Genomic DNA, 19,185 nt, shown 5'->3' with positions numbered 1-19,185 from the left:
GCTTTTATTTCACGGACCTCTCGACGTCCTCAGAAAGTGTGGCGCATGCCTAAATTGAAACCGCTATCGCCGGTGCCATTGTCGGTGGCATTGCCGACGACGAAGGTGGCGCCGTTCTTGTTGCTGATGTGGCCGTAACCGGTGTACAGGTCGGTGCGCTTGGACAGGGCATAGAAGGCGCCGATGGCCCACTGCTGGGCGTCACGGTTCAGGTTGCTCTTGTCGTTGTGGCGGATGTAGGACGCGACCAGCTTGGTGGCGCCAAACGGTGCGCTGAAGCCAACAAGGATGTCGTTGCTCTTGCTGTTGTCGAGCGCGCGATTGTCGGCGTAGCCGAAGTTGCCTTGCAGTACGCCAAAGTCGTAGCGCGTGGCCAGCAGCGTGTTGCGGGTTTGCTGGGTCGCCAGCGCATTTTCCTTGCGGTGGTGCGTCAGGGTCACGTTCAGCGGGCCATCGATGTAATGCACGGCGCCGCCCATGCTGCGATTTTTCGCATTGTCGCCGGCCACTTCGCCAAAGCCATACGCCAGGTCGGCCGACAGGTGGCTATAGGTCGGCGTGGTGTATTGGACCATGTTATCGACGCGGATATTCGTCACCATCAGGTTCGATGCCGTGCCGGCCAGGCCGATGACAAACGGATCGGCCACGTCGCGCAGGGCCAGGTAATACGGAGAATATTGGCGGCCCAGGGTGACGGCGCCGGCGCTACCGGTCAGGCCGACATACGCCTGGCGGCCGAACAGCAGGCCGCCCTGGCCGGAGGTACCGGTGTCGATATTGAAACCGCTTTCCAGCACGAAGGTGGCGGCCAGGCCAGCACCCAGGTCTTCCTTGCCTTTGAATCCGATGCGCGAGCCGGAGGCGACGCCGGAAGCGACGCGGTTCAGGCGGTCGCCGGCTGCATCCTTGTCGAACACCAAGCCGGCATCGGCCACGCCATAGACGGTCACGCTGGATTGAGCGAATGCGCCGCCGGAAGCTGCGCCAAGGGCCAGCAGGGTAAACAGGACTTTTTTCATGAAAATCTCTCTAATAAGTTGGAATGACTACTGATCGCACTACCTGACTGCTTGTTACTCAACATGGACAACAAATAAATGGCCCGCTTGTGGCGGGCCATGGCGCTATCAGGCTTTGCTAGCGTGGTCAGCTTCGCCCCAATGGCTTTCCGTGTTCTGGTTGGCGGCGTTGGCCGCGGCTGCTTCTTCCTCGGTGGCGAGGCCACCTTCCCACTTGGCGACGACGGCCGTGGCGACGGCATTGCCGACCGCGTTGGTGGCCGAGCGACCCATGTCGAGGAATTGGTCGACACCCATCAGCAGCAGCAGGCCCGCTTCCGGAATATTGAACTGGTTCAAGGTGGCGGCAATCACTACCAGCGAGGCACGCGGCACGCCGGCCATGCCTTTCGAGGTCAGCATCAGCAGCAGCAGCATGGTGATTTGCGTGCCGATCGACAGGTCGATACCGTAGGCTTGCGCAATGAACAGCACGGCGAAGGTGCAGTACATCATCGAACCATCGAGATTGAAGGAGTAGCCCATTGGCAACACAAAACTGGAAATCTTGCGGTCCACGCCAAACTGGTCGAGCGCCGTCAGCAGTTTTGGATAGGCCGCTTCCGAGCTGGCCGTCGAGAATGCCAGCAGGAACGGTTCGCGGATCAGGCCGACCAGCTTGAAGATGCGCGGGCCGATGACGACGAAGCCGGCGGCGATCAGCAGTGTCCACAGGCACAGCAGGCCCAGGTAGAAGCCGCCCATGAACTTGGCAAACGTGACCAGCACGCCCAGGCCGTGGGTGGTGATGACGGAGGCCATGGCGGCGAACACGGCCAGTGGAGCCAGGTTCATGATGGTGCCGGTGATGCGCAGCATGACTTGCGCCAGCTGGTCGACAACGGCCGTCAGTGTCTTGCCCGATTCGCCCAGGCCGGCCAGTGCGCCGCCGAAGAAGATCGAGAACACCAGCACTTGCAGGATTTCATTGTTGGCCATCGCCTCGATCGGCGACTTCGGCACCAGGTGCGTGAAGAAATCTTTCAAGGTGAAGGCGGCCGTTTTCAAATTGGTCGACGCGTGTACGTCCGGCAATGGCAAGCCCAGGTTGGTGCCCAGCTGCATCAGATTCGACAGCACCATGCCCAGCGCCAGCGAGACCAGCGAGGCAACCACGAACCAGCACATGGCTTTCAAGCCGATACGGCCTGCCGTCTTGCCGTCGCCCATGTGGGCGATGCCGACTGTCAGGGTGGAAAATACCAGCAGCGCAATGATCATCTTGATCAGGCGCAAGAAGACGTCGGTGACGATGGAAATATTGCCAGCGATCTGAGCGCTGAGCTTGGCATCAGGGAAGGCGGTGTTGCATCCATAGCCCACGGCAATGCCGAGGATCATGGCAATCAGGATGTACAGGGTTAATGGCCGTTTCTTTTTCATTTTGACTCCTCCGGTGAAACGCCGCTGTGAGCGGATTATTGATAGCGAGCAACTCAAGCTTGGAGTCAACATTTCTCAAAAACAAGCCCTTGCGTGCTAGCGATTATTTGCAGCAAAACCTGTACATAGCAAAGGATATGCCTGAAATGGGAATTTGGGACCTAACTTCTTAAGTTGTTGATTTAAGGAAGCTTTTTTGTTGTTTAGATGTAGCAACTTGGCGTGCTTGCGCGAAATGTTGGACGCGGCGGGCGATCGCTGTATGACTTTTCATACGCTAGTCGCGGCAGGGTGGCGGGGCGCCAAAAAAGCAAGATTATCAGGACAATAAAAAAGCCCCTCCGAAGAGGGGCTTGATATGGCGCAATGCGTGTTCTCGATTTTAGAACTTGATATTTGCCGTCAGGCTGAACGAACGCGGCTGGCCTGGGGTGTAGCGGAAGCCGGACTTGTTGATGGCCGCCACATAGGTCTTGTCGGCCAGGTTATAGGCGTTCAACTGCAAGTCGAGGTTCTTGTTGACGGTATAGGTCGCCATGGCGTCGAAGACCCAGTAGGCATCCACGCGTGCCGGCGTGCCGACGGCGCCATCGGTGCCGCGCAACATTTCACCCACGTAACGTGCGCCGCCGCCGATCTTCAGGCCAAACGGCAAGGTGTACGAGGTCCAGCTGGTGAACGCCTGTTTTGGGGTGTAGCTGAGGTTATTCACGCCGCTGGCCGTGACGACCTTGCCCGACTCAACCTTGGTATTCATGCGCGTATAGCCGGCGCTGACCAGCCAGTTCGGCATGATCTCGCCCACCACGCCCAGTTCCAGGCCCTCCACGCGCTTCTTGCCGGTCTGGTAATAAATGGTGGGGATCACAGGATCCTGTTCCACTTCATTCTTGACGGTGGTCTGGTAGACGGCGGCCGACAGCGACAGTTTTTGCTTCAGGAAGTCCCACTTGGTGCCGATTTCCTTGGTCGTGGTTTCCTGCGGGTCATAGTTCGGGTTTTGCGCGCTGCTGGCGCCGGCGCTCAGCGCAAAATTGGTGCCTGGCGGCGCTTTCGACGTGGCCAGCAAGGCATACACGCTGCTGTCCGGCGTCGGCTTGTACATGGCCGAAATCTTGCCGTTGGCCAGGGTGTCGCTCAGGGTCAAATGGGTAGGAATCGGCGTACCGACGGGCAGTTTTTGCACTTGGCCTTGGGCCACGGCCGTTTGCAGGGTGACGGCGTCATACGTGGTGTTGAAATGGTCGAAGCGCACGCCACCGTTGAAGATCCACTTGTCGCCGAACTTGACGGTGTCGAACACATACAGGCTTTGCGTGTTGACTTCGCCTTCGGTAAAGGCGCCGCTGCGCACGGGGTTGTGGCCGGTGACGGTGTCACGCGGATTCGGATTGTACAGATTGGCATCCGGCAAGGTACCCAGGCTGGCGGGCACATAGCTGTAGTTGGTCTGTTTTTCGCTGGTGAACTCGGCGCCCGCCACCACGGAGTGCTTCAGCACGCCCGTGTCGAATTGGGCGCTGACCACGGTCTGGTTGGTCAGGATCGTGTTTTCCTGGTCCTTCACGGTGCGCAGCGAGCGCGCCAGGGTCCAGGTCGACGGATCGGTGGGGACCGGTGTTTTCAGATTGGCGGTGCTGCCCATGAAGGCCGTCAACAGGTAATCCTGTTGGGTCTTGCCGTAGCGCGTGGTGTTCTGCAGCTGCACGTTGGGCGAGAAATCATGGTCGATGCGCAAGGTGCCCATGTCGGCCTTGACCTTGTTGTAGTCCGCAGTGGAGCCGTAGAAATTCTTCGGGTCGACCTTGGCCGCGCCGTTCAGGAAGGTGCGGATGACCGGTTGCTCCTTGGTGGCGACGTCCGGCGTCGAATAGCCAGGCAAGCCGATGGTCGGCACGCCGCCGTCGGGCACGTTGTTTTGATCCACGTGCAGGTAACTGGCCGTGATGCGCGTCGGCTTGCCGATGCCGAAGGTGACGGTGGGCGCGAAGGCCCAGCGTTTGTTCTTGACTTCATCGCGCGCCGGATCGCCGCTGTCCTGCGTCATCAGGTTCAGGCGCAAGGCCGTACCGGTATCGGTGTCGAGGATGCGGTTCCAGTCGGCCGTGGCGCGTTTCTGCTTGCCGCTACCGGCCGTCAGCAGCGAATTGAATTTGTTTTCCATGGTGGCCGTCTTGCTGACCAGGTTGATCGAGCCCGTCGGCGAACCGCGGCCGCTATCGGTGCCCGCCGGGCCCTTCAGCACATCGATCTGTTCGATGTTGAAGACGTCGCGCGAGATGGAGCCCACGTCGCGCACGCCATCGACATAGATGCTGCCCGACGAGTCGAAACCACGCATGTAGACGGCATCGCCCGTGTTGGTGTTGCCGTTTTCGCCGAGGAAGAAGGTACCCACGCCCGGCGTGTTGCGCAGTGCATCTGTCAGTGTCAGCGCGCCTTGCTGCTCGATCAATTCCTTCTTGATCACGACGATGGTTTGCGGCGTATTGACGAGATCTTCCGTGTATTTCGGCGACGAGGCTTTTTCGGCCTTGAAATCATTTTCCTTGGAGCCCACGACCTTGATTTCGTTCAGGGTTTGCTGCGATGCCGGGGCACTCTGGCCGGCCGGGTCGGTCGCCTGGGCGGCGACGGGCAGCAGCATCACGGCCAGGGCGGCGCCGATGTGCTGGTTGAAACGGGTTGGGGCGTGTTTGCGGCTCTTGATTGCCATCTTGCTCTCTCGATAAGGTCAGGGTAGTGGTTCCTGGCTGGCTCTGCGACGCGCTGTGTAGGCACGCGGGCAAGTGGCTGGCGATGGACGGGTTGGCAGACATTGTAATTATTGGACACTAATTCGTAAATGAGAATCGTTATCAGTCTCGTTTACGCAACGAAATGCATGTGCCGCAAAAAAAACACTGTCATGGCGCAGGAATGCTTGCTTTGCAGCCCGGCCACTGCTATGCGCGCAGGCGTTTCGCAGCGGGAGTATGATGAGCAACCTTTACAAATGACTTCCAGCATGCTGCAGACTCCCGATGCCTTTGTCCCCCTGATCGACGCGCCCGAACCGGCCCCGGCTGCCACCGAGACGCTCACCTTCGTCTTTCACCGCGGGCGTTTGCTGTTGCGTACGCCCGAGCTGACCCTGCCCACTGCCGCCGAGGCGGCGGCGCTCGATATTGACTTGAGCCGCGCGCAGCCCGTGGGTCTGTGGCAGGGCCGCTATTGCCAGACAGTCTGGACCGATGAGGAGCTGCTGCCCGCCGATGGCACCCTGGCGTATCACGGCATGCGCTCGCTATTCCATGCCGTCGACGATGGCTTCCTGGGCCTGGCCAGCCGCGCCGTGCAACTGGCCGAGTGGGCGCGCACGCACCGCCATTGCGGCGTGTGCGCCACGCCCATGCAGCGCACGCGCGGCGAACGCTGCTTCACGTGCGCCGCCTGTGGCATGCTCGCGTATCCGCGCATTTCGCCGGCCATGATGGTGCTGATCCGCAAGGGCGACTCCGTGCTGCTGGCCATGCACAAGCATTCGCCATCGCAGCGTTTCAGCCCGCTGGCCGGTTTCCTGGAAGCGGGCGAATCGATCGAGGAAGCCGTGCACCGCGAAGTGATGGAAGAGGTGGGCTTGCGCGTGCACAATCTGCAGTACTTCATGAGCCAGTCCTGGCCGTTTCCCCATTCCCTGATGATCGCGTTTACGGCCGATTACCTCGATGGCGAGATCCGCCTGGACGAGAACGAGATCGCCGAGGCGCGCTGGTTCGGCCCCGGCGATGCCTGGCCGGAAGCGAGCTCCAGCGTGTCGATTTCGGCGCTGCTGGTAAGAGCGCATCGTCCGCCGGCAGTGTCGTAAAGCGGGGGCCGCCCGGGCAGCTTGCCGCATTTTCTATATACTGGCGGCAATTGCAAATTTTAGGGTGGTTTAGCATGTCTCAAGAAGAATTCTCCGAAAACGACTGGCGCCGGCTGATCAGCAGCTTTGGTGAAGATCCGCAGCGTCCTGGCTTGCTGGAAACACCGGCGCGCGTGGCCAAGGCGTGGAAGCACTGGACGTCGGGCTATGGCCAGGATCCGGTGGACTTGCTGAAAGCCTTTGAAGATGGTGCGGAACAGTATAACGAGCTGATCGTCGTGCGCGGCATTCCCGTCTACAGCCATTGCGAACACCATCTGGCGCCGTTCTTTGGCAAGGCCACCATCGGTTATGTGCCTAACGGCAAGATCGTCGGCCTGTCGAAACTGACGCGCCTGGTCGATTGCTTCTCCAAGCGCCTGCAAGTGCAAGAACGCATGACGATGCAGATCGCCAATGCCCTGATGGAAGTGCTGGAACCGAAATCGGTGGGCGTGGTCGTGCGCTGCCGTCACCTGTGCATGGAAAGCCGTGGCATCCGCACGCCGGGCGAAGAAACCATCACCTCGGCCATGCTGGGCGAGATGCAGCCGAACCTGGCGCTGCGCACGGAATTTCTGGCACTGGCGCGCGAAGTCTGATGCTTTGATCGACGATGCAGGACGAAGGCGGCGCGATGCCGCCTTTTTTTATATTCTTCCGGATTCCCGTTCCGCCAGATAACGCGCCGGCGGCTTGCCCACCGCCTTGCGGAACATGGTGACAAAACCGCTGGTGTTTTCATAACCGAGTTCCAGCGCCACCGCTTTCACGCTGTGCCCTTGCGCCAGTCCTTGCAGGGCAAGGATGACGTGCAATTGCCGACGCCAGCGGCCCACGCTCATGCCCATTTCTTGTAATGACTGCCGGGTCATGCTGCGCTCGCTCATGCCGATGCGGCTGGCCCATTCGGCCAGGGTGCTTTTATCGGCCGGTTGCGCCAGCAGCAGGGCGGCCAAGCGGCGCAGGCGCGCATTGCGCGGTATCGGCAAATGCAAGTCTTCCACGGGCGCGGCGGCCAACTCATCGAGCAGGGTGGCCACCAGGCGTTCCTGCGCGCCGTGCAGCGCGGTCATGGGGGAAAAGCAGGCTGCCTTGGCGATCAGTTCGCGCAGCAAGGGCGAGACGGCCACGGTGCAGCAGACGGCGGGCAGGGCCGGCGCCATGGCCGCTTCGACAAACAGGCAATAACATTCGGCCTCGCCCACGCCCTGCGCCGCATGCATCAGGCCGCCCGGTATCCACACGGCACACTGGGGCGGCACGATCCACACGCCGCTTTCCACTTCGCAATGAATCACGCCCCGCGTGGCGTACAGCAGCTGTCCCTTGCGGTGCTGGTGCGGCGCCTGCTCCGCATCCTCGCGCACGCTGGCCAGGCCCACGGCCAGCAGCGGACGCAGCACGCCATCGACGTCGAAATCGATGGTAATGGTGGCTGCGCCCAGCCGCGTAGAGAGCAGATCGGGCAGGAGGAGATGGGGCATGGGGAAAATTTGGCTGGATTGAATAATATTGTGGCTATTTTATGCAATGACGCGCAATGCCGCCAACGCTATCGTATGGGCATCCGCAGCCCCGCTTCAACGGCAACCGCCGCCGCCAGTGTTCTGATGAAGGCCAGGAGGAACGGCAACCCCCTTTGAAGGAGTCTCCCATGCAACTCGATATCACCGATTTCCCCCTCGTCTGGATCCGCCGCGACGGCGCCGCAGGCAGCCACGACGATGCCTTGTTCGCCCAGTTCGAGGCCCTGCTGGCACGCCAGCAGGCGTTTGTCATTCTCAGCGAAGACGGCCTGGACGAGGACGGGCATGCGCATCCGCAGGAAGAGCGCAAGCGCGCCGTGCTGTGGATGAAACGGCACAAGGCCGCCCTGCGCGCGTATATCCAGGGCATGGTGCTGGTCGAACCGAGCGCGGCCAAGCGCCTGGCGGGCAAGGCCTTTGCCGTCATGTTCGGCCAGTTCTGGGGCTATCCCCTGCATTTCGGCACCAGCCGCGACGACGCGCTCGATATCGCGCAGCATTTGCTGAAGGCCTGGCTGCCGCCGCAACTGCCGTCAGGCAAGAGCAGCCCGGCTATGCATCAGTAGCGATAATCGTTGACAAAGTGCTTGGTGAAGTTGTACTTGCTGCCGCCGTCGAGCAGGTCGACCAGGCGTTTCGGCGCCGAGGCCGACATGAAGGCGTCGGCTGCGCCGCCCGTGCTGCGGAACTTCATGCCGGGGCTGAGGATCTGGTTGGCACCGATTTTCAGGTGCTGGAAGCTTTTCGTCTTTTCATTGTTGAGGATGAAGTGCAATTCCTGCTTGAAGGTCAGGAAGGGAATCTTCAGCCACCAGCCTTCGTCCGTGCCATAGCTGGCGACGCTGGCAAAATGCGTGTTCTTGTCCGTCAGGGTGGGTTTGCCCAGGCGGTCGTTGATGCGTTTCATGGCTTCATTCTTGGTCATGCTGTTCTTTCGTGATTCGATCTATGCGGCGTGCATTCTGACACAGGCGCGCCGCTGCGTGCCGTGGAATGTCTTACAGCAGCAAAATCAGCGAGCCGAGCACGATCAAGCCGCCGCCGGCCGCCGCTTTCAGGGTGAACGGCTCGCCCAGCACCAGCCAGCCGGCCAGCATCACCAGCGCCACGCTGAGCTTGTCGACGGGCGCCACCAGCGAGACGGGGCCCAACTGCAGCGCGCGGAAGTAGCATAGCCACGACAGTCCCGTGGCCACGCCCGAAGCGATCAGGCAGGTCCAGCCCACCCAGTTGCCCCCGCTGGGGCGCTGCCATTCCGCGCGCAGCGAGATGATGGCCGCCGTCACCAGCAGGATGACGCCCGTGCGTATCAAGGTGGCCATGTTGCTGTTCAGATGGGCCACGCCCAGCTTGCCCAGGATGGCCGTCAGGGCCGCAAACACGGTCGACAGGATGGCAAAGCCTTGCCAGGTAAAGGTGGTCGACATGGAACTCCCTGCGCGGTGAGGAATGGTAGTGACTGTAGCGTAAAAGCATGGCGGCCCCTATCAGCATTTTTATTGCAACGCAGCATCAATTCTCATCAATTGTCGCAACCCATTAACAACACCGGACAAAAAACATTGCTTCTCAGCATTGTAAAAAATGGTAGTTCGAGCGTATGCTGGAGACGTCTGAACGGTGCCGCCAGAGCACCGTCGCCGCCGCATTCCTGGCCTGTAGAGCTGGAAGCAGGCCACGCCCCTTCGCCGCACAATAGAGAGTTGGAGACACAGCATGAAGAAATTGACGTTCCAGCAGAAGTTATGGATTCCCCTGATTTGCAGCCTGTTGTGCATCACCGTTATTTTTGTCTATAACGCCCTGGAAATTCGCAAGATCCGCATCGAAGAGCGTAGCGCTGACCTGAGCAATGCCGCCGACCTGGGCCTGGGCGCCGTCAAGATGTTCGGCGACCTGGCCGCCAGCGGCGCCTTGACGAAGGAAGAAGCGCAAAAGCAGGCCACCGCCGTCATCAAGAGCATGCGCTTTGGCGAGACCGGTTATTTGTCCATCATCAACCTCGATGCCGTTGTCGTGATGAATCCCGCCGCGCCGCAAACCAACGGCAAGAACATGTCGGACTTCAAGGATGCCAACGGCACCTATCTGTACCGCGACATCGTTGCCGTCGGCAAGAGCGATGCGGGCAAGGGTTTCGTCCACTATTATTTCCCCCGTCCGGGCCAGAAAAATCCTGAGCCGAAGATGAGCCGCGTGGTGGCCTACAAACCGTGGGCCTGGACCCTGGTGGTGGGCGTGTACATGGACGATATCGACGCGGCCTTCCGTCAGTCGCTGCTCACTTCGCTGGGCGTGCTGGTGCTCGTATGCGGCCTGCTGGCCGCCGTTGTCGTGGTGATCAACCGCAGCCTGCGCCATGCGCTGGGCGGCGACCCCGAGTATGCAGCCGATGTGGCTGAAAAGATCGCCAACAACGACTTGAGCGGCAACGTGCGCACGCACGCCAACGACCGCCACAGCGTGCTGTACGCGATGAAAACCATGCAGGCCAACCTGGTCGATGCGATCAGTGAAATCCGCCACAGCGCCGAGACGATCGCCACGGCATCGAGCGAGATTGCCAGCGGTAATATGGACTTGTCGGCGCGCACGGAAATGCAAGCCAGTTCGCTGGAAGAAACAGCGGCCTCGATGGAGGAATTGACCTCGACAGTAACGCAAAACGCGGGCAACGCCGTGCAGGCGAATGAACTGGCGCAGTCCGCTTCCGCCGTGGCGCGCCAGGGCGGCGCCGTGGTGGCGCAAGTGATCGGCACCATGGACACCATCAACGCCTCGTCGCGCAAGATCGTCGACATCATCGGCGTCATCGATGGCATCGCCTTCCAGACGAATATCCTGGCCTTGAACGCGGCCGTGGAAGCGGCGCGTGCCGGCGAGCAGGGCCGCGGCTTTGCCGTGGTGGCGTCGGAAGTACGCAATCTGGCGCAAAGGTCCGCTGGCGCAGCGAAGGAAATCAAGGAGCTCATCGGCGCTTCCGTCGACAGCATCGCGGCCGGCAGCACCCTGGTCGCACAGGCGGGCACGACCATGGATCAGGTGGTGGCCAGCGTCTCGCGCGTGACCGACATCATGGCCGACATCACGGCCGCCTCGCACGAGCAAAGCACGGGCATCGGCCACGTCAACCAGGCGATCACGGAAATGGATAGCGTGACGCAGCAAAATGCGGCACTGGTGGAACAGGCGGCGGCAGCGGCGTCCAGCATGCAGGACCAGGCGGCCGTGCTGGCGCAACTGGTGGCGCGCTTCAAACTGTCGGCGCAGGAGCCGGGGACGGCGCCGCGCCTGGCGGCCACTTCGGCTGGCGCACCGCGCGCCGTGGCGAAAAAACCGCTGCGCAGCCTGGCGGCGCGCTGATTTACTGGGCCGGCGCCGCCGCTGGCGGCGCCGGCTCGAATTCCAGCTTGTCATCGACGACCACGAATTGCCCGACCGGCTGGCCCAGGTCGGCTTTCGGGTCGTTTTCCATTTCGGTCAGCTCATTGCAGGTCGTCGTTTCCGCCTGCCACAGCTGCTTGCCCATGCGGATATTCCACCGCCCATCGCCGGCCGCAAACAGTTCGACCTTGATGTCGGCGGGTGCATCGGTCGACAGGATATGCAGGCGCTGGCATTGCGGCAGATTGGTGGCCATCAGCTGCACTTCCACGGTATCTTGCCAAAAATAACGTTGCTGGCGGCGCACGGTCAGGGAATGGTCCTGGCCGTCGAACAGATAGATGGCGAAGTCCTGGACACAGCCTGACAGCAGGACGGACAGCATGACGATCAGGAGTTTGCGCATGGTCGGCTTTCTTTGGTGGTTCTCGGGAGTGGCGGAATTCAATCATTGCGGCGAGAGTGGGCGCTTGCTTGCATGGTTGGTGCGTCGTCCGCCGTCTTGTTTTTCGCTTACGTGGCATTATATCCATGCACACCAGTTGCGGCGCGACAATAGTTACGCCCGCCCTATGCCAACGAGCTGAAAGACGACGATGATCGACCTGTATTACTGGACCACGCCCAACGGGCACAAGGTGACGATGTTCCTGGAAGAAGCGGGCATCCCCTACAACATTATTCCCGTGCATATCGGCAAGGGCGAGCAATTCAAGCCCGAGTTTCTCGCCATCGCGCCGAACAACCGCATCCCCGCCATCGTCGACCAGGCGCCGGAAGATGGCGGCGCGCCCTTGTCCCTGTTCGAGTCGGGTGCCATCCTGCAATACCTGGCCGAGAAAAGCGGGCAATTCCTGCCGGCGGACGTGCGCGGGCGCGCCGAGGTCATGCAATGGCTGTTCTGGCAAATGGGCGGACTGGGGCCCATGGCGGGGCAGAACCACCATTTCGTGCAATACGCGCCCGAGCCCATCGAGTACGCCATCACGCGCTACGTGAACGAAACGAACCGTTTATACGGCGTGCTGAACAAGCGCCTGGCGGACCGTGCCTTCGTGGCCGGCGATACCTATACCATCGCCGACATGGCGATCTACCCGTGGATCGTGCCGCACGCACGCCAGCGCCAGAAGCTGGAAGATTTTCCGCACATGGCACGCTGGTTCGCCGCCATTGCCGCTCGTCCCGCCACCGTGCGCGCGTATGCCCGCGCGGCCGAAATCAATGTGCAGCCCACTGTCAGCGGCGACGCGAAAAGCGTGCTGTTCGGCCAGACGGCGAAGACACTCGGCTAAGTTTCAGTTGCCCCTCAGTTACCCCGATACGTGGAAAAGCCGAAAGGACTGAGCAGCAACGGAATGTGATAGTGCTGGTCAGTCTTTCCCACGTGAAATTGCACGGGGATTTCCGGGAAGAAGGTTTCCTGTTTCAGGCGCGCATAGTGTTCGCCCGTCTTGAAGACGATGCGGTAGTCGCCCGCCTGCATGGGCGTATCGCTTGGATACATGGCCGCGATGCGCCCCTGCGCATTCGTCACGGCGCTGCCCAGCTGTTTCCAGTCATTGCCCTGCTTTTGTTCCAGGGTCACTGTCACGCCCGCCGTCGGCTGGCCGCTCTGCAGGTCGAGGATGTGCACGCTCAAGGGATTGGCGGCGGCCAGGGCCATGCTGGACAGGCCGGCGAAGGCCAGGGCGGCAGCAATTTTTTTCAGATAAGTCATCGTGTTTCTTTCAAGGTGTGGGGAGATCGAGTTCGGGAACAAGGGCCAGCGCAGCTTGGGCGCAAGCACGGTCTTGCAGGGCGCCACCGCCGCCAGCGACGCCGATGGCGCCCACCACTTGCCCATGGGCCAGCAAGGGCAGACCGCCGCCCAGCAGCAGCAACTCCGGCACGGTGGTCAAGTTGTGCATGTCCGGATTGCCGCGCGCGGCGACGGCCAGCGTGTAGGTGTCGCTTTTGGTGGACAAGGCCGTGTATGCCTTGCGCCGGCTCGCCTCCATGTTGTGCGGCCCGACGCCATCGGCGCGCTGCACGGCGACGATGTTGCCGCTGTGGTCGAGTACGCTGACGGCGATGTGCCGGCCTTGCGCCTGGCAAGCGGCCATGGCCGCGTTGGCCAGCTTGTTGGCTGCCGCCAGCGACAGGTCATTGATATTGCGCAATTGCGCGTGGGCGGGACTGGTTAGCAGGCACAGCAGGGTACTGCCGAGTATCAGGGTTTTCATCTGGCATCCATCGAATAAAGTGACGCCAGTATGGCCAGTGTTGCCCTACGAGAAGATGATCGCCACATGACATTTTTATCATCCGCAGCGGTCTGCGCGCGGCGTAAAATGGTTCAAATTCCAACAAGAAAGCCCATACCCATGCGCATCCTGGTCATCGAAGACGAACCGAAGACGGGCGACTATCTGCTGCGCGGCCTGGCCGAGTCCGGCTTTACGGTGAGCCTGGCGCGCAACGGCCGCGACGGCCTGCACCTGGCCGGCACGGAAGCCCCCGATTTGATCGTGCTCGACGTCATGCTGCCCATCATGGATGGCTGGCAAGTCTTGCGCGCGCTGCGGCTGCAGGAAGGCGGCGCGGACGTGCCCGTGATCTTCCTGACCGCGCGCGACGAAGTGCAGGACCGCGTCAAGGGGCTGGAACTGGGCGCCGACGATTACCTGGTGAAACCGTTTGCCTTTGCCGAGCTGGTGGCGCGCATCCGCACCCTGCTGCGGCGCGGGCCACCGCGCGAAGACGACGTGATTCGCATCGGCGACATGGAAATCGATGTGATGAAACGCAAGGTCAGCCGGCAAGGCCAGCGCATCACCCTGACGGCCAAGGAATTCGGCTTGCTGCATTTACTGGCGCGACGCCAGGGCGAGGTCTTGTCGCGTTCCATCATCGCTTCGCAAGTGTGGGACATCAATTTTGAGAGCGACACCAACGTCATCGACGCGGCCATCCGCCGCCTGCGCAGCAAGCTCGACGACCCGTTCGAACCCAAGCTGATCCACACCTTGCGGGGCATGGGCTATGTTTGCGAATTGCGCGTGCCGACGCTTCCTGACAACGGCGCCACGCAATGAAGCTGGCGGAACTGCGCCGTTCGCTGACCCTGCGCGTCACGCTTGTCTTCGTGCTGATCGTGGCGCTCGTGTCGGCCGGGCTGGGCATGCATCTGTACCGCTCGTTCGTGGCGGAAATCGAGCGCCGCGACGACATTTTGTTGCTGGGCAAATTGCGCCAGATTCAGCAGTTGCTGGGCAATGCGGGCACCCTCGACATCATCCGTGAACGGCCCCAGTATTTCCGCGACACCATGAGCGGGCAAGAGAATTCATTGGTCCGCATCGTGCGCGCCGATGGCACGCGTTTGATCGATGTCAATCCGCATGGCGAGACGGTGGCGCATGCTGTTCCCGTGGCCGTCGATGCGCCCGTCACGGCGGCCGCCATCGTCAGTTGGACCAGCCGCGACGGCTATCCGGCCAGGGTCGTGGCGGCCAGCGCGCGCATCGGCGAGCCGGCGCAGATGGCCGATATTTCTGTCGCCAGGGTGTACGGCGACCGCACAGCCATGTTTGCCGCCTACCGCTGGCAGATCGTCGTGTCCGTGGCCGTCAGCGCGCTGGTGGCGGCGATACTGGCCAGCGTGATGCTGCTGCGGGGGCTGCGGCCGTTGCGCAATATCGCCGCCCATGCGGCCCTGGTGCGGCCCGGCAAGCTGGGCCAGCAACTGGAGGCGCGCGGCGCGCCCACGGAACTCTTGCCATTGATCCAGGCCCTGAACGCCATGCTGGCGCGGCTACAGGAAGGCTATGCGCGGCTGTCGCAGTTTTCCGCCGACCTCGCGCATGAATTCCGCACGCCCGTCACCAATCTGCTGGGACAAAGCCAGGTCATGCTGGCCCGCCCCCGCAGTGCGCAAGAGTATGAGCAGCTGGTATCGTCGAATGTGGAAGAGCTGGAGCGGCTGTCGCGCATGATCGACAGCATGCTGTTTTTGGCGCGCGCGCAGCAGGATGAAATGCTGCTCGTCAAGCAAGTCTTGCCCGTGCAGGACGAGTTCTTGCGCCTGGCCGATTTCTTTGAAGGCTTGGCCGAAGAGCGGGGGCTGGCGCTGGCTTGCCACGGCAGCGGCGCAGTGACGGCCGAGCCGCAACTGCTGCGCCGCGCGCTGGGCAACCTGCTGTCGAACGCCATCCGCCATGCGGCGCCTGGCAGCACGATTTTGCTGCGTTCGCACACGACGAACGCGAGCGTGGAATTGAGCGTGAGCAACCTCGGTCCCGCCATCCCCGCGCGCCACCTGCCCCACCTGTTCGAGCGCTTTTACCGGGCCGACCCGGCCCGCAGCGATTCGGCTGCCTCCACGGGCCTGGGGCTGGCCATCGTCACGGCTATCATGCAGTTGCATGATGGCAGCGCGACCGTGGCGTCCGACGCGGCCGCCACGACGTTTACCCTCGTTTTCCCCGCTTAGCCCATTTCGACAAGAAACTCATGCATCCCCGTATGCGGCAACTGCGCGCAGGCGGGCGCAAAGTGTGGCAACTGTCCCCACAGCAGCGGGTTGCCGACGATGTACACATAGTGTTGCGCGCGCGTCAGGGCCACGTTGAGCAGGTTCGGCGTGCTGGCCGCCCACTGCGCGGCACCGGCCGTGCTGTCGTCGGCGCCGAGGACCAGCATCACCACGCTTTGCTCCTTGCCCTGGAAGGTGTGTACGGTGCCCACCATCTGGCTGCTCCACTGGCGCAATTCGCGCGCCGTGGGCGCCTTGCCATAGCCGAGGCGGCGGTCCCAGTCCATATCGACGATGCGTGAGCGCAATTCCTTGCGCACGGCCTTGAACGGCGTGATCAGATACATTTCCGGCAGCTTGCCATCGCGGCGATACAGTTTCAGCAGCACTTCCAGCACGAAATCGAGCTGCACGGGCACCACCTGCTTGTAGCTGACGGGGCCGACGGCGTCGATCCAGCGGCTGGAACCGCGCGTGAGGCCCCGTGCACCGGCCGGCGGCGTGCGTTCGCTCAAACCGTAGACCATCTTGTCTTCATAGGCGATGCTGTTGGCCAGCGAAAACATCGGCTCCACGCAGCGACGGTGCACGCGCAGGGGGCTGCCTATCCACAGGGGCTGGGCGCTGCCGGCGCCGACATGCGCGCCATAACGGTTGGCCTTGTCGGCCAGGGTCTGCACGGAAACGCTTGTCGGTGCGTAACTGCCATCCTGCGTATGCGGCGACAGCGCCGATAATGTTTGCACGAGGCGGCCCGGCACCGTGAACACGGGTTCGATCTGCAGCGGGTCGCCCACGACGACGGCGCGCCTGGCGCGCCACAGGCTGCCCAGCGCCGCTTGCGGCACGGCCTGGCCCGCTTCATCGATGAACAGCCAGCCCAGCGATTCCGCGCCCATGCCCTGGAACTGGCGCGCGAACGAGGCGAACGTGGTCGACACGACGGGCACCACCATGAACAGGCTGTGCCACACCATGGCGATGTGCGACTGGTCATAGGCGCGCTTGTTCTTCAGCAATTTCGACACGGCCAGCAAGTTGCCGCCAAAGCCAGGCCCGCCTTTCTTCGCCACTTCCGCCAGCCACGCTTCATGCAGGGCCAGGGCCTTGGCGAACAGGCGTGAGCGCAATCGCGCCAGGGCCGGCTCATGCCACAGGCCGGCTATCTGCAGCGTGTCGCCGTCCAGCTCGTCCAGCGTGGCCGGGGCGATGATGGTGGGGAAACGCATGCGCGCGCGGCGCAGCAATTCCGTGCTGTCATCCCATTCGCGCTGGCGCGATTGCGCTGTGCGCAGGGCGATGTGCAGGCTGTTGCGGGCGCGCTCGCAGCGCGGTTCCAGTTCGCCTTTCAGCAGCAGCTTGATGGCGGAGACGTCGCGCGCGGCCTGGCGCTGCGCCTCGGCGTTGGCGATGACGGCATCCTTGTAGGCGCGCGCCGGTGTCGTGCGGAACAGCCGGGCAAAGAATCCGGGCTGCGTCAGCGCCACCAGGCGTTCTTCTTCCAGCAATTCCTTCTTGCTGGCCAGCAAGATGTCCTGCTGCGCCAGCGCGCCGGACAGGGCGCCGTTGGCCGCATCCATATCTTGCTCGGCTGCAATCAGCGCTTGCTGGCTGGCCTCGATGAAATCTGCTTCCGTGCAGGTGCCCACGGCTTGCCACAGGGCCGCGTACTGAGCGTGCTCGGCCAGGGCCTTTTCCACCACGTGTTCCGTCTCGCGAAACTCGCGCGCCGCCTGGGCGAAGCTGACGCCCTGGTAGCTGGCCAGCCATTGGCGGATATTCTGCGCGTTCGGCGTCTTGCGCGCCGTGGTTTTATCCCAGTCGTCGTCATAAAAATTGCTGACGAAGCGGCGGCGGTTGGCGCTATTGCCCAGCGCGCAGGACATCAAGCCCCATGGCGCGTCCTGCTCGCTCAAGGCGCGGTTGGCGCCATTGCCATCGGCCACGACCCGGCGCGCCACGCTTTCAAAGTAGCGCGTGCGCGCCCATTCCTTGCCCAGCTGCTTGGGTTTTGGCAAGTCGCCGGAAATGTTTTCCACCGCCGCATTGTTCGATGAGGCGACGACCATTTCAAAGCCCGTCAGTTCCGGGCGCAAGCGGGCGATGGTGATCGGCTCGCGCACGCCTTCGAAGGCCACGGCCACCTTGCCGATGAAGGCGTCGCCGGCGCGGTCCAGGCAGGACAGCACGGCCGCGCGGCGCACGATGTTGTCGGCGAACAATTCGCGCAACAAGGTCGTCTTGCCCGTGCCGGGCGGGCCGTTGACGGAAAAGATGCCCCGTTCGCTCAAGCCCGTGCGCGCGCCGTGGATGGCGAATTGCTGCATCAGGCTCATGGCGTAGCTGGCGTCTTCCAGCCAGTGTCCGCGGTTCATATTGCCCGGATTGAGCATGGCGGCCAGCGCCTGGCGTCCGGCCGGGCTGTACAGGTCGATGCGTTCATCCTGCGCCAGCGGCGTCAGGTAGGCGGCGACAGTCGCGGGCAACTTGCCGCCGCGCAAGGCGCGGATGATCTGTTCCAGGTCATCGAGGTAAAAACTGTTGAGGATATCGATGGACGGCTCCACCGCGTCGCCAAAGTCCAAGGAGCGGTTCTGGCTGGACTCAAGCGTATCGGCTTCCGTTACGGCGGCGCGTTTCTTGCGCGTGTGCAATTCCAGCACGGCCAGCGGCTGGCCGGCGGACGGGTGGAAACCGGCCCAGTCGCGCAGCAGGTCGGCCAGGGCCGCGATTTCCAGCCCGGACAGGGGCGACGAGACATTGCCGGCTTCGTCTGTCACTTGCTGCGGGGCGCGGGCGGCGGCGAAATTGCGCAAGCTGTCTTGCAGCGCCAGTTGGCTGTCGCTGAAGGCGTCCAGGCTCAGGCCCGACCAGTCCGGCGTGCGCGCGCGACCCAGAGCCCACGGTAACGTCGACACGGACACGGGATCGAACTGCGGCTCGCCCAGCGCATTCAGGGACAGGCGGGCAAAGCACGAGCGTCCGACCAGTTCCGTTTTTTCTGTTTCGGCGATGTTGTCCGGGGCGCTGGCTGGCGGGCAAGCCTTGTTGATTTCAGCCTTGTCGAACACGCCGAGGAACAGGGAAAAGCCGTCGATTTCGCGGTCGGACGGGACTTGCCATTGCGTGGCGAACTGCAGCGGCAATTGCGCCAGCTGTTCGCGCTGCAGGAGACGCACGGTGGACGGGTCTTCAACGTCCGTGATTTGATTCAGGTCAAACGGGATAAAGAATTCGATCTTGTGCCAATACTCCAGGATAGCCAGGAGGCGCTGCTGTTCTGCCTGATTCATGATGACCAATATTTTGTAAAGCGAGCGAGGATTGTAAAGCGTATGCGCGCTGCACGTTTTGCACTTTTGTCTATTGCGCGGGCTTTGCCGCAAAAAAAGTGGGGTTTACAGACGAAAAAAAGCCAGGCAGCAA

General features: G+C 62.2%; 17 protein-coding genes. 7 read left to right on the top strand and 10 right to left on the bottom strand.

The window, feature by feature from the left end; translation table 11 throughout:
* Window positions 1-29: 29 nt before the first annotated feature.
* The 3 genes from ACQ4W0_RS25140 to ACQ4W0_RS25130 all read right to left on the bottom strand — a co-directional run bounded on the left by ACQ4W0_RS25140 (window position 30) and on the right by ACQ4W0_RS25130 (window position 5,160).
* The gene (locus ACQ4W0_RS25140; RefSeq protein ID WP_436579237.1) at window positions 30-1,022 is read right to left on the bottom strand and encodes a porin; all 993 of its coding nucleotides are present in this window, start codon (window positions 1,020-1,022) and stop codon (window positions 30-32) included.
* A gap of 108 nt (window positions 1,023-1,130) precedes the next feature.
* Window positions 1,131-2,444: a dicarboxylate/amino acid:cation symporter gene (locus tag ACQ4W0_RS25135; protein ID WP_436579236.1), complete on the bottom strand. Its 1,314-nt coding sequence runs from the start codon at window positions 2,442-2,444 to the stop codon at window positions 1,131-1,133.
* Window positions 2,445-2,826: 382 nt separating this feature from the next.
* Window positions 2,827-5,160, bottom strand: coding sequence for a catecholate siderophore receptor Fiu (locus tag ACQ4W0_RS25130; protein WP_436579235.1), 2,334 nt, complete (start codon window positions 5,158-5,160; stop codon window positions 2,827-2,829).
* Window positions 5,161-5,451: 291 nt separating this feature from the next.
* On the opposite strand from ACQ4W0_RS25130, the gene nudC reads away from it, so the two are divergent.
* Window positions 5,452-6,291, top strand: a complete 840-nt coding sequence (gene nudC, locus ACQ4W0_RS25125) for an NAD(+) diphosphatase (RefSeq protein ID WP_436579234.1) — start codon at window positions 5,452-5,454, stop codon at window positions 6,289-6,291.
* A 74-nt stretch (window positions 6,292-6,365) separates the two neighbouring features.
* Window positions 6,366-6,932 (top strand): GTP cyclohydrolase I FolE, encoded by a 567-nt coding sequence (gene folE / locus ACQ4W0_RS25120; protein ID WP_035822985.1) that lies wholly within the window; start codon window positions 6,366-6,368, stop codon window positions 6,930-6,932.
* Window positions 6,933-6,980: 48 nt separating this feature from the next.
* Here the strand turns inward: folE and ACQ4W0_RS25115 are convergent, their stop codons facing one another.
* Window positions 6,981-7,817: an AraC family transcriptional regulator gene (locus ACQ4W0_RS25115; RefSeq protein WP_436579233.1), complete on the bottom strand. Its 837-nt coding sequence runs from the start codon at window positions 7,815-7,817 to the stop codon at window positions 6,981-6,983.
* 170 nt (window positions 7,818-7,987) lie between these two features.
* Between ACQ4W0_RS25115 and ACQ4W0_RS25110 the strand changes: the two genes are divergently transcribed.
* Complete coding sequence (locus tag ACQ4W0_RS25110) at window positions 7,988-8,425, top strand: hypothetical protein (RefSeq protein WP_436579232.1); 438 nt, start codon at window positions 7,988-7,990, stop codon at window positions 8,423-8,425.
* Here the strand turns inward: ACQ4W0_RS25110 and ACQ4W0_RS25105 are convergent.
* Window positions 8,419-8,784, bottom strand: a complete 366-nt coding sequence (locus ACQ4W0_RS25105; protein WP_034781254.1) for a hypothetical protein — start codon at window positions 8,782-8,784, stop codon at window positions 8,419-8,421. The two genes, ACQ4W0_RS25110 and ACQ4W0_RS25105, sit on opposite strands and share 7 nt — an antisense overlap.
* A gap of 73 nt (window positions 8,785-8,857) precedes the next feature.
* A complete protein-coding gene (locus ACQ4W0_RS25100) occupies window positions 8,858-9,286 on the bottom strand; it encodes an EamA family transporter (RefSeq protein ID WP_436579231.1) in 429 nt (142 codons plus the stop codon).
* A gap of 289 nt (window positions 9,287-9,575) precedes the next feature.
* Between ACQ4W0_RS25100 and ACQ4W0_RS25095 the strand changes: the two genes are divergently transcribed.
* Window positions 9,576-11,222, top strand: a complete 1,647-nt coding sequence (locus tag ACQ4W0_RS25095) for a methyl-accepting chemotaxis protein (protein ID WP_436579230.1) — start codon at window positions 9,576-9,578, stop codon at window positions 11,220-11,222.
* Window position 11,223: 1 nt separating this feature from the next.
* On the opposite strand, the gene ACQ4W0_RS25090 is transcribed toward ACQ4W0_RS25095, so the two are convergent.
* Window positions 11,224-11,649 carry a hypothetical protein gene (locus ACQ4W0_RS25090; protein ID WP_436579229.1) on the bottom strand — a complete coding sequence of 142 codons (426 nt, stop codon included), beginning with the start codon at window positions 11,647-11,649 and terminating at the stop codon, window positions 11,224-11,226.
* A gap of 190 nt (window positions 11,650-11,839) precedes the next feature.
* Here ACQ4W0_RS25090 and ACQ4W0_RS25085 point away from each other — a divergent pair, with 190 nt between their 5' ends.
* Window positions 11,840-12,538: a glutathione binding-like protein gene (locus tag ACQ4W0_RS25085; protein WP_436579228.1), complete on the top strand. Its 699-nt coding sequence runs from the start codon at window positions 11,840-11,842 to the stop codon at window positions 12,536-12,538.
* A 14-nt stretch (window positions 12,539-12,552) separates the two neighbouring features.
* On the opposite strand, the gene uraH is transcribed toward ACQ4W0_RS25085, so the two are convergent.
* Both uraH and ACQ4W0_RS25075 read right to left on the bottom strand, forming a co-directional pair.
* A complete protein-coding gene (gene uraH / locus ACQ4W0_RS25080) occupies window positions 12,553-12,963 on the bottom strand; it encodes a hydroxyisourate hydrolase (protein WP_436579227.1) in 411 nt (136 codons plus the stop codon).
* A gap of 10 nt (window positions 12,964-12,973) precedes the next feature.
* Window positions 12,974-13,468, bottom strand: a complete 495-nt coding sequence (locus ACQ4W0_RS25075; RefSeq protein ID WP_436579226.1) for a GlcG/HbpS family heme-binding protein — start codon at window positions 13,466-13,468, stop codon at window positions 12,974-12,976.
* Between the two features lie 141 nt (window positions 13,469-13,609).
* On the opposite strand from ACQ4W0_RS25075, the gene ACQ4W0_RS25070 reads away from it, so the two are divergent.
* Both ACQ4W0_RS25070 and ACQ4W0_RS25065 read left to right on the top strand, forming a co-directional pair.
* On the top strand, window positions 13,610-14,320 hold the full coding sequence (locus ACQ4W0_RS25070) for a heavy metal response regulator transcription factor (RefSeq protein WP_436579225.1): 711 nt from the start codon (window positions 13,610-13,612) through the stop codon (window positions 14,318-14,320).
* The gene (locus ACQ4W0_RS25065) at window positions 14,317-15,717 is read left to right on the top strand and encodes a heavy metal sensor histidine kinase (protein WP_436579224.1); all 1,401 of its coding nucleotides are present in this window, start codon (window positions 14,317-14,319) and stop codon (window positions 15,715-15,717) included. The genes ACQ4W0_RS25070 and ACQ4W0_RS25065 overlap by 4 nt, the downstream gene beginning before the upstream one ends.
* Here ACQ4W0_RS25065 and ACQ4W0_RS25060 read toward each other — a convergent pair.
* The gene (locus ACQ4W0_RS25060) at window positions 15,714-19,052 is read right to left on the bottom strand and encodes a DEAD/DEAH box helicase (RefSeq protein ID WP_436579223.1); all 3,339 of its coding nucleotides are present in this window, start codon (window positions 19,050-19,052) and stop codon (window positions 15,714-15,716) included. The genes ACQ4W0_RS25065 and ACQ4W0_RS25060 overlap by 4 nt on opposite strands.
* Window positions 19,053-19,185: the final 133 nt, after the last annotated feature.

Source organism: Janthinobacterium breve (assembly GCF_051380895.1).
GTDB lineage: Bacteria > Pseudomonadota > Gammaproteobacteria > Burkholderiales > Burkholderiaceae_D > Janthinobacterium.
The sequence above is the reverse complement of the archived record's forward strand: the minus strand, read 5'-3'. Positions and strand labels throughout refer to the sequence as shown.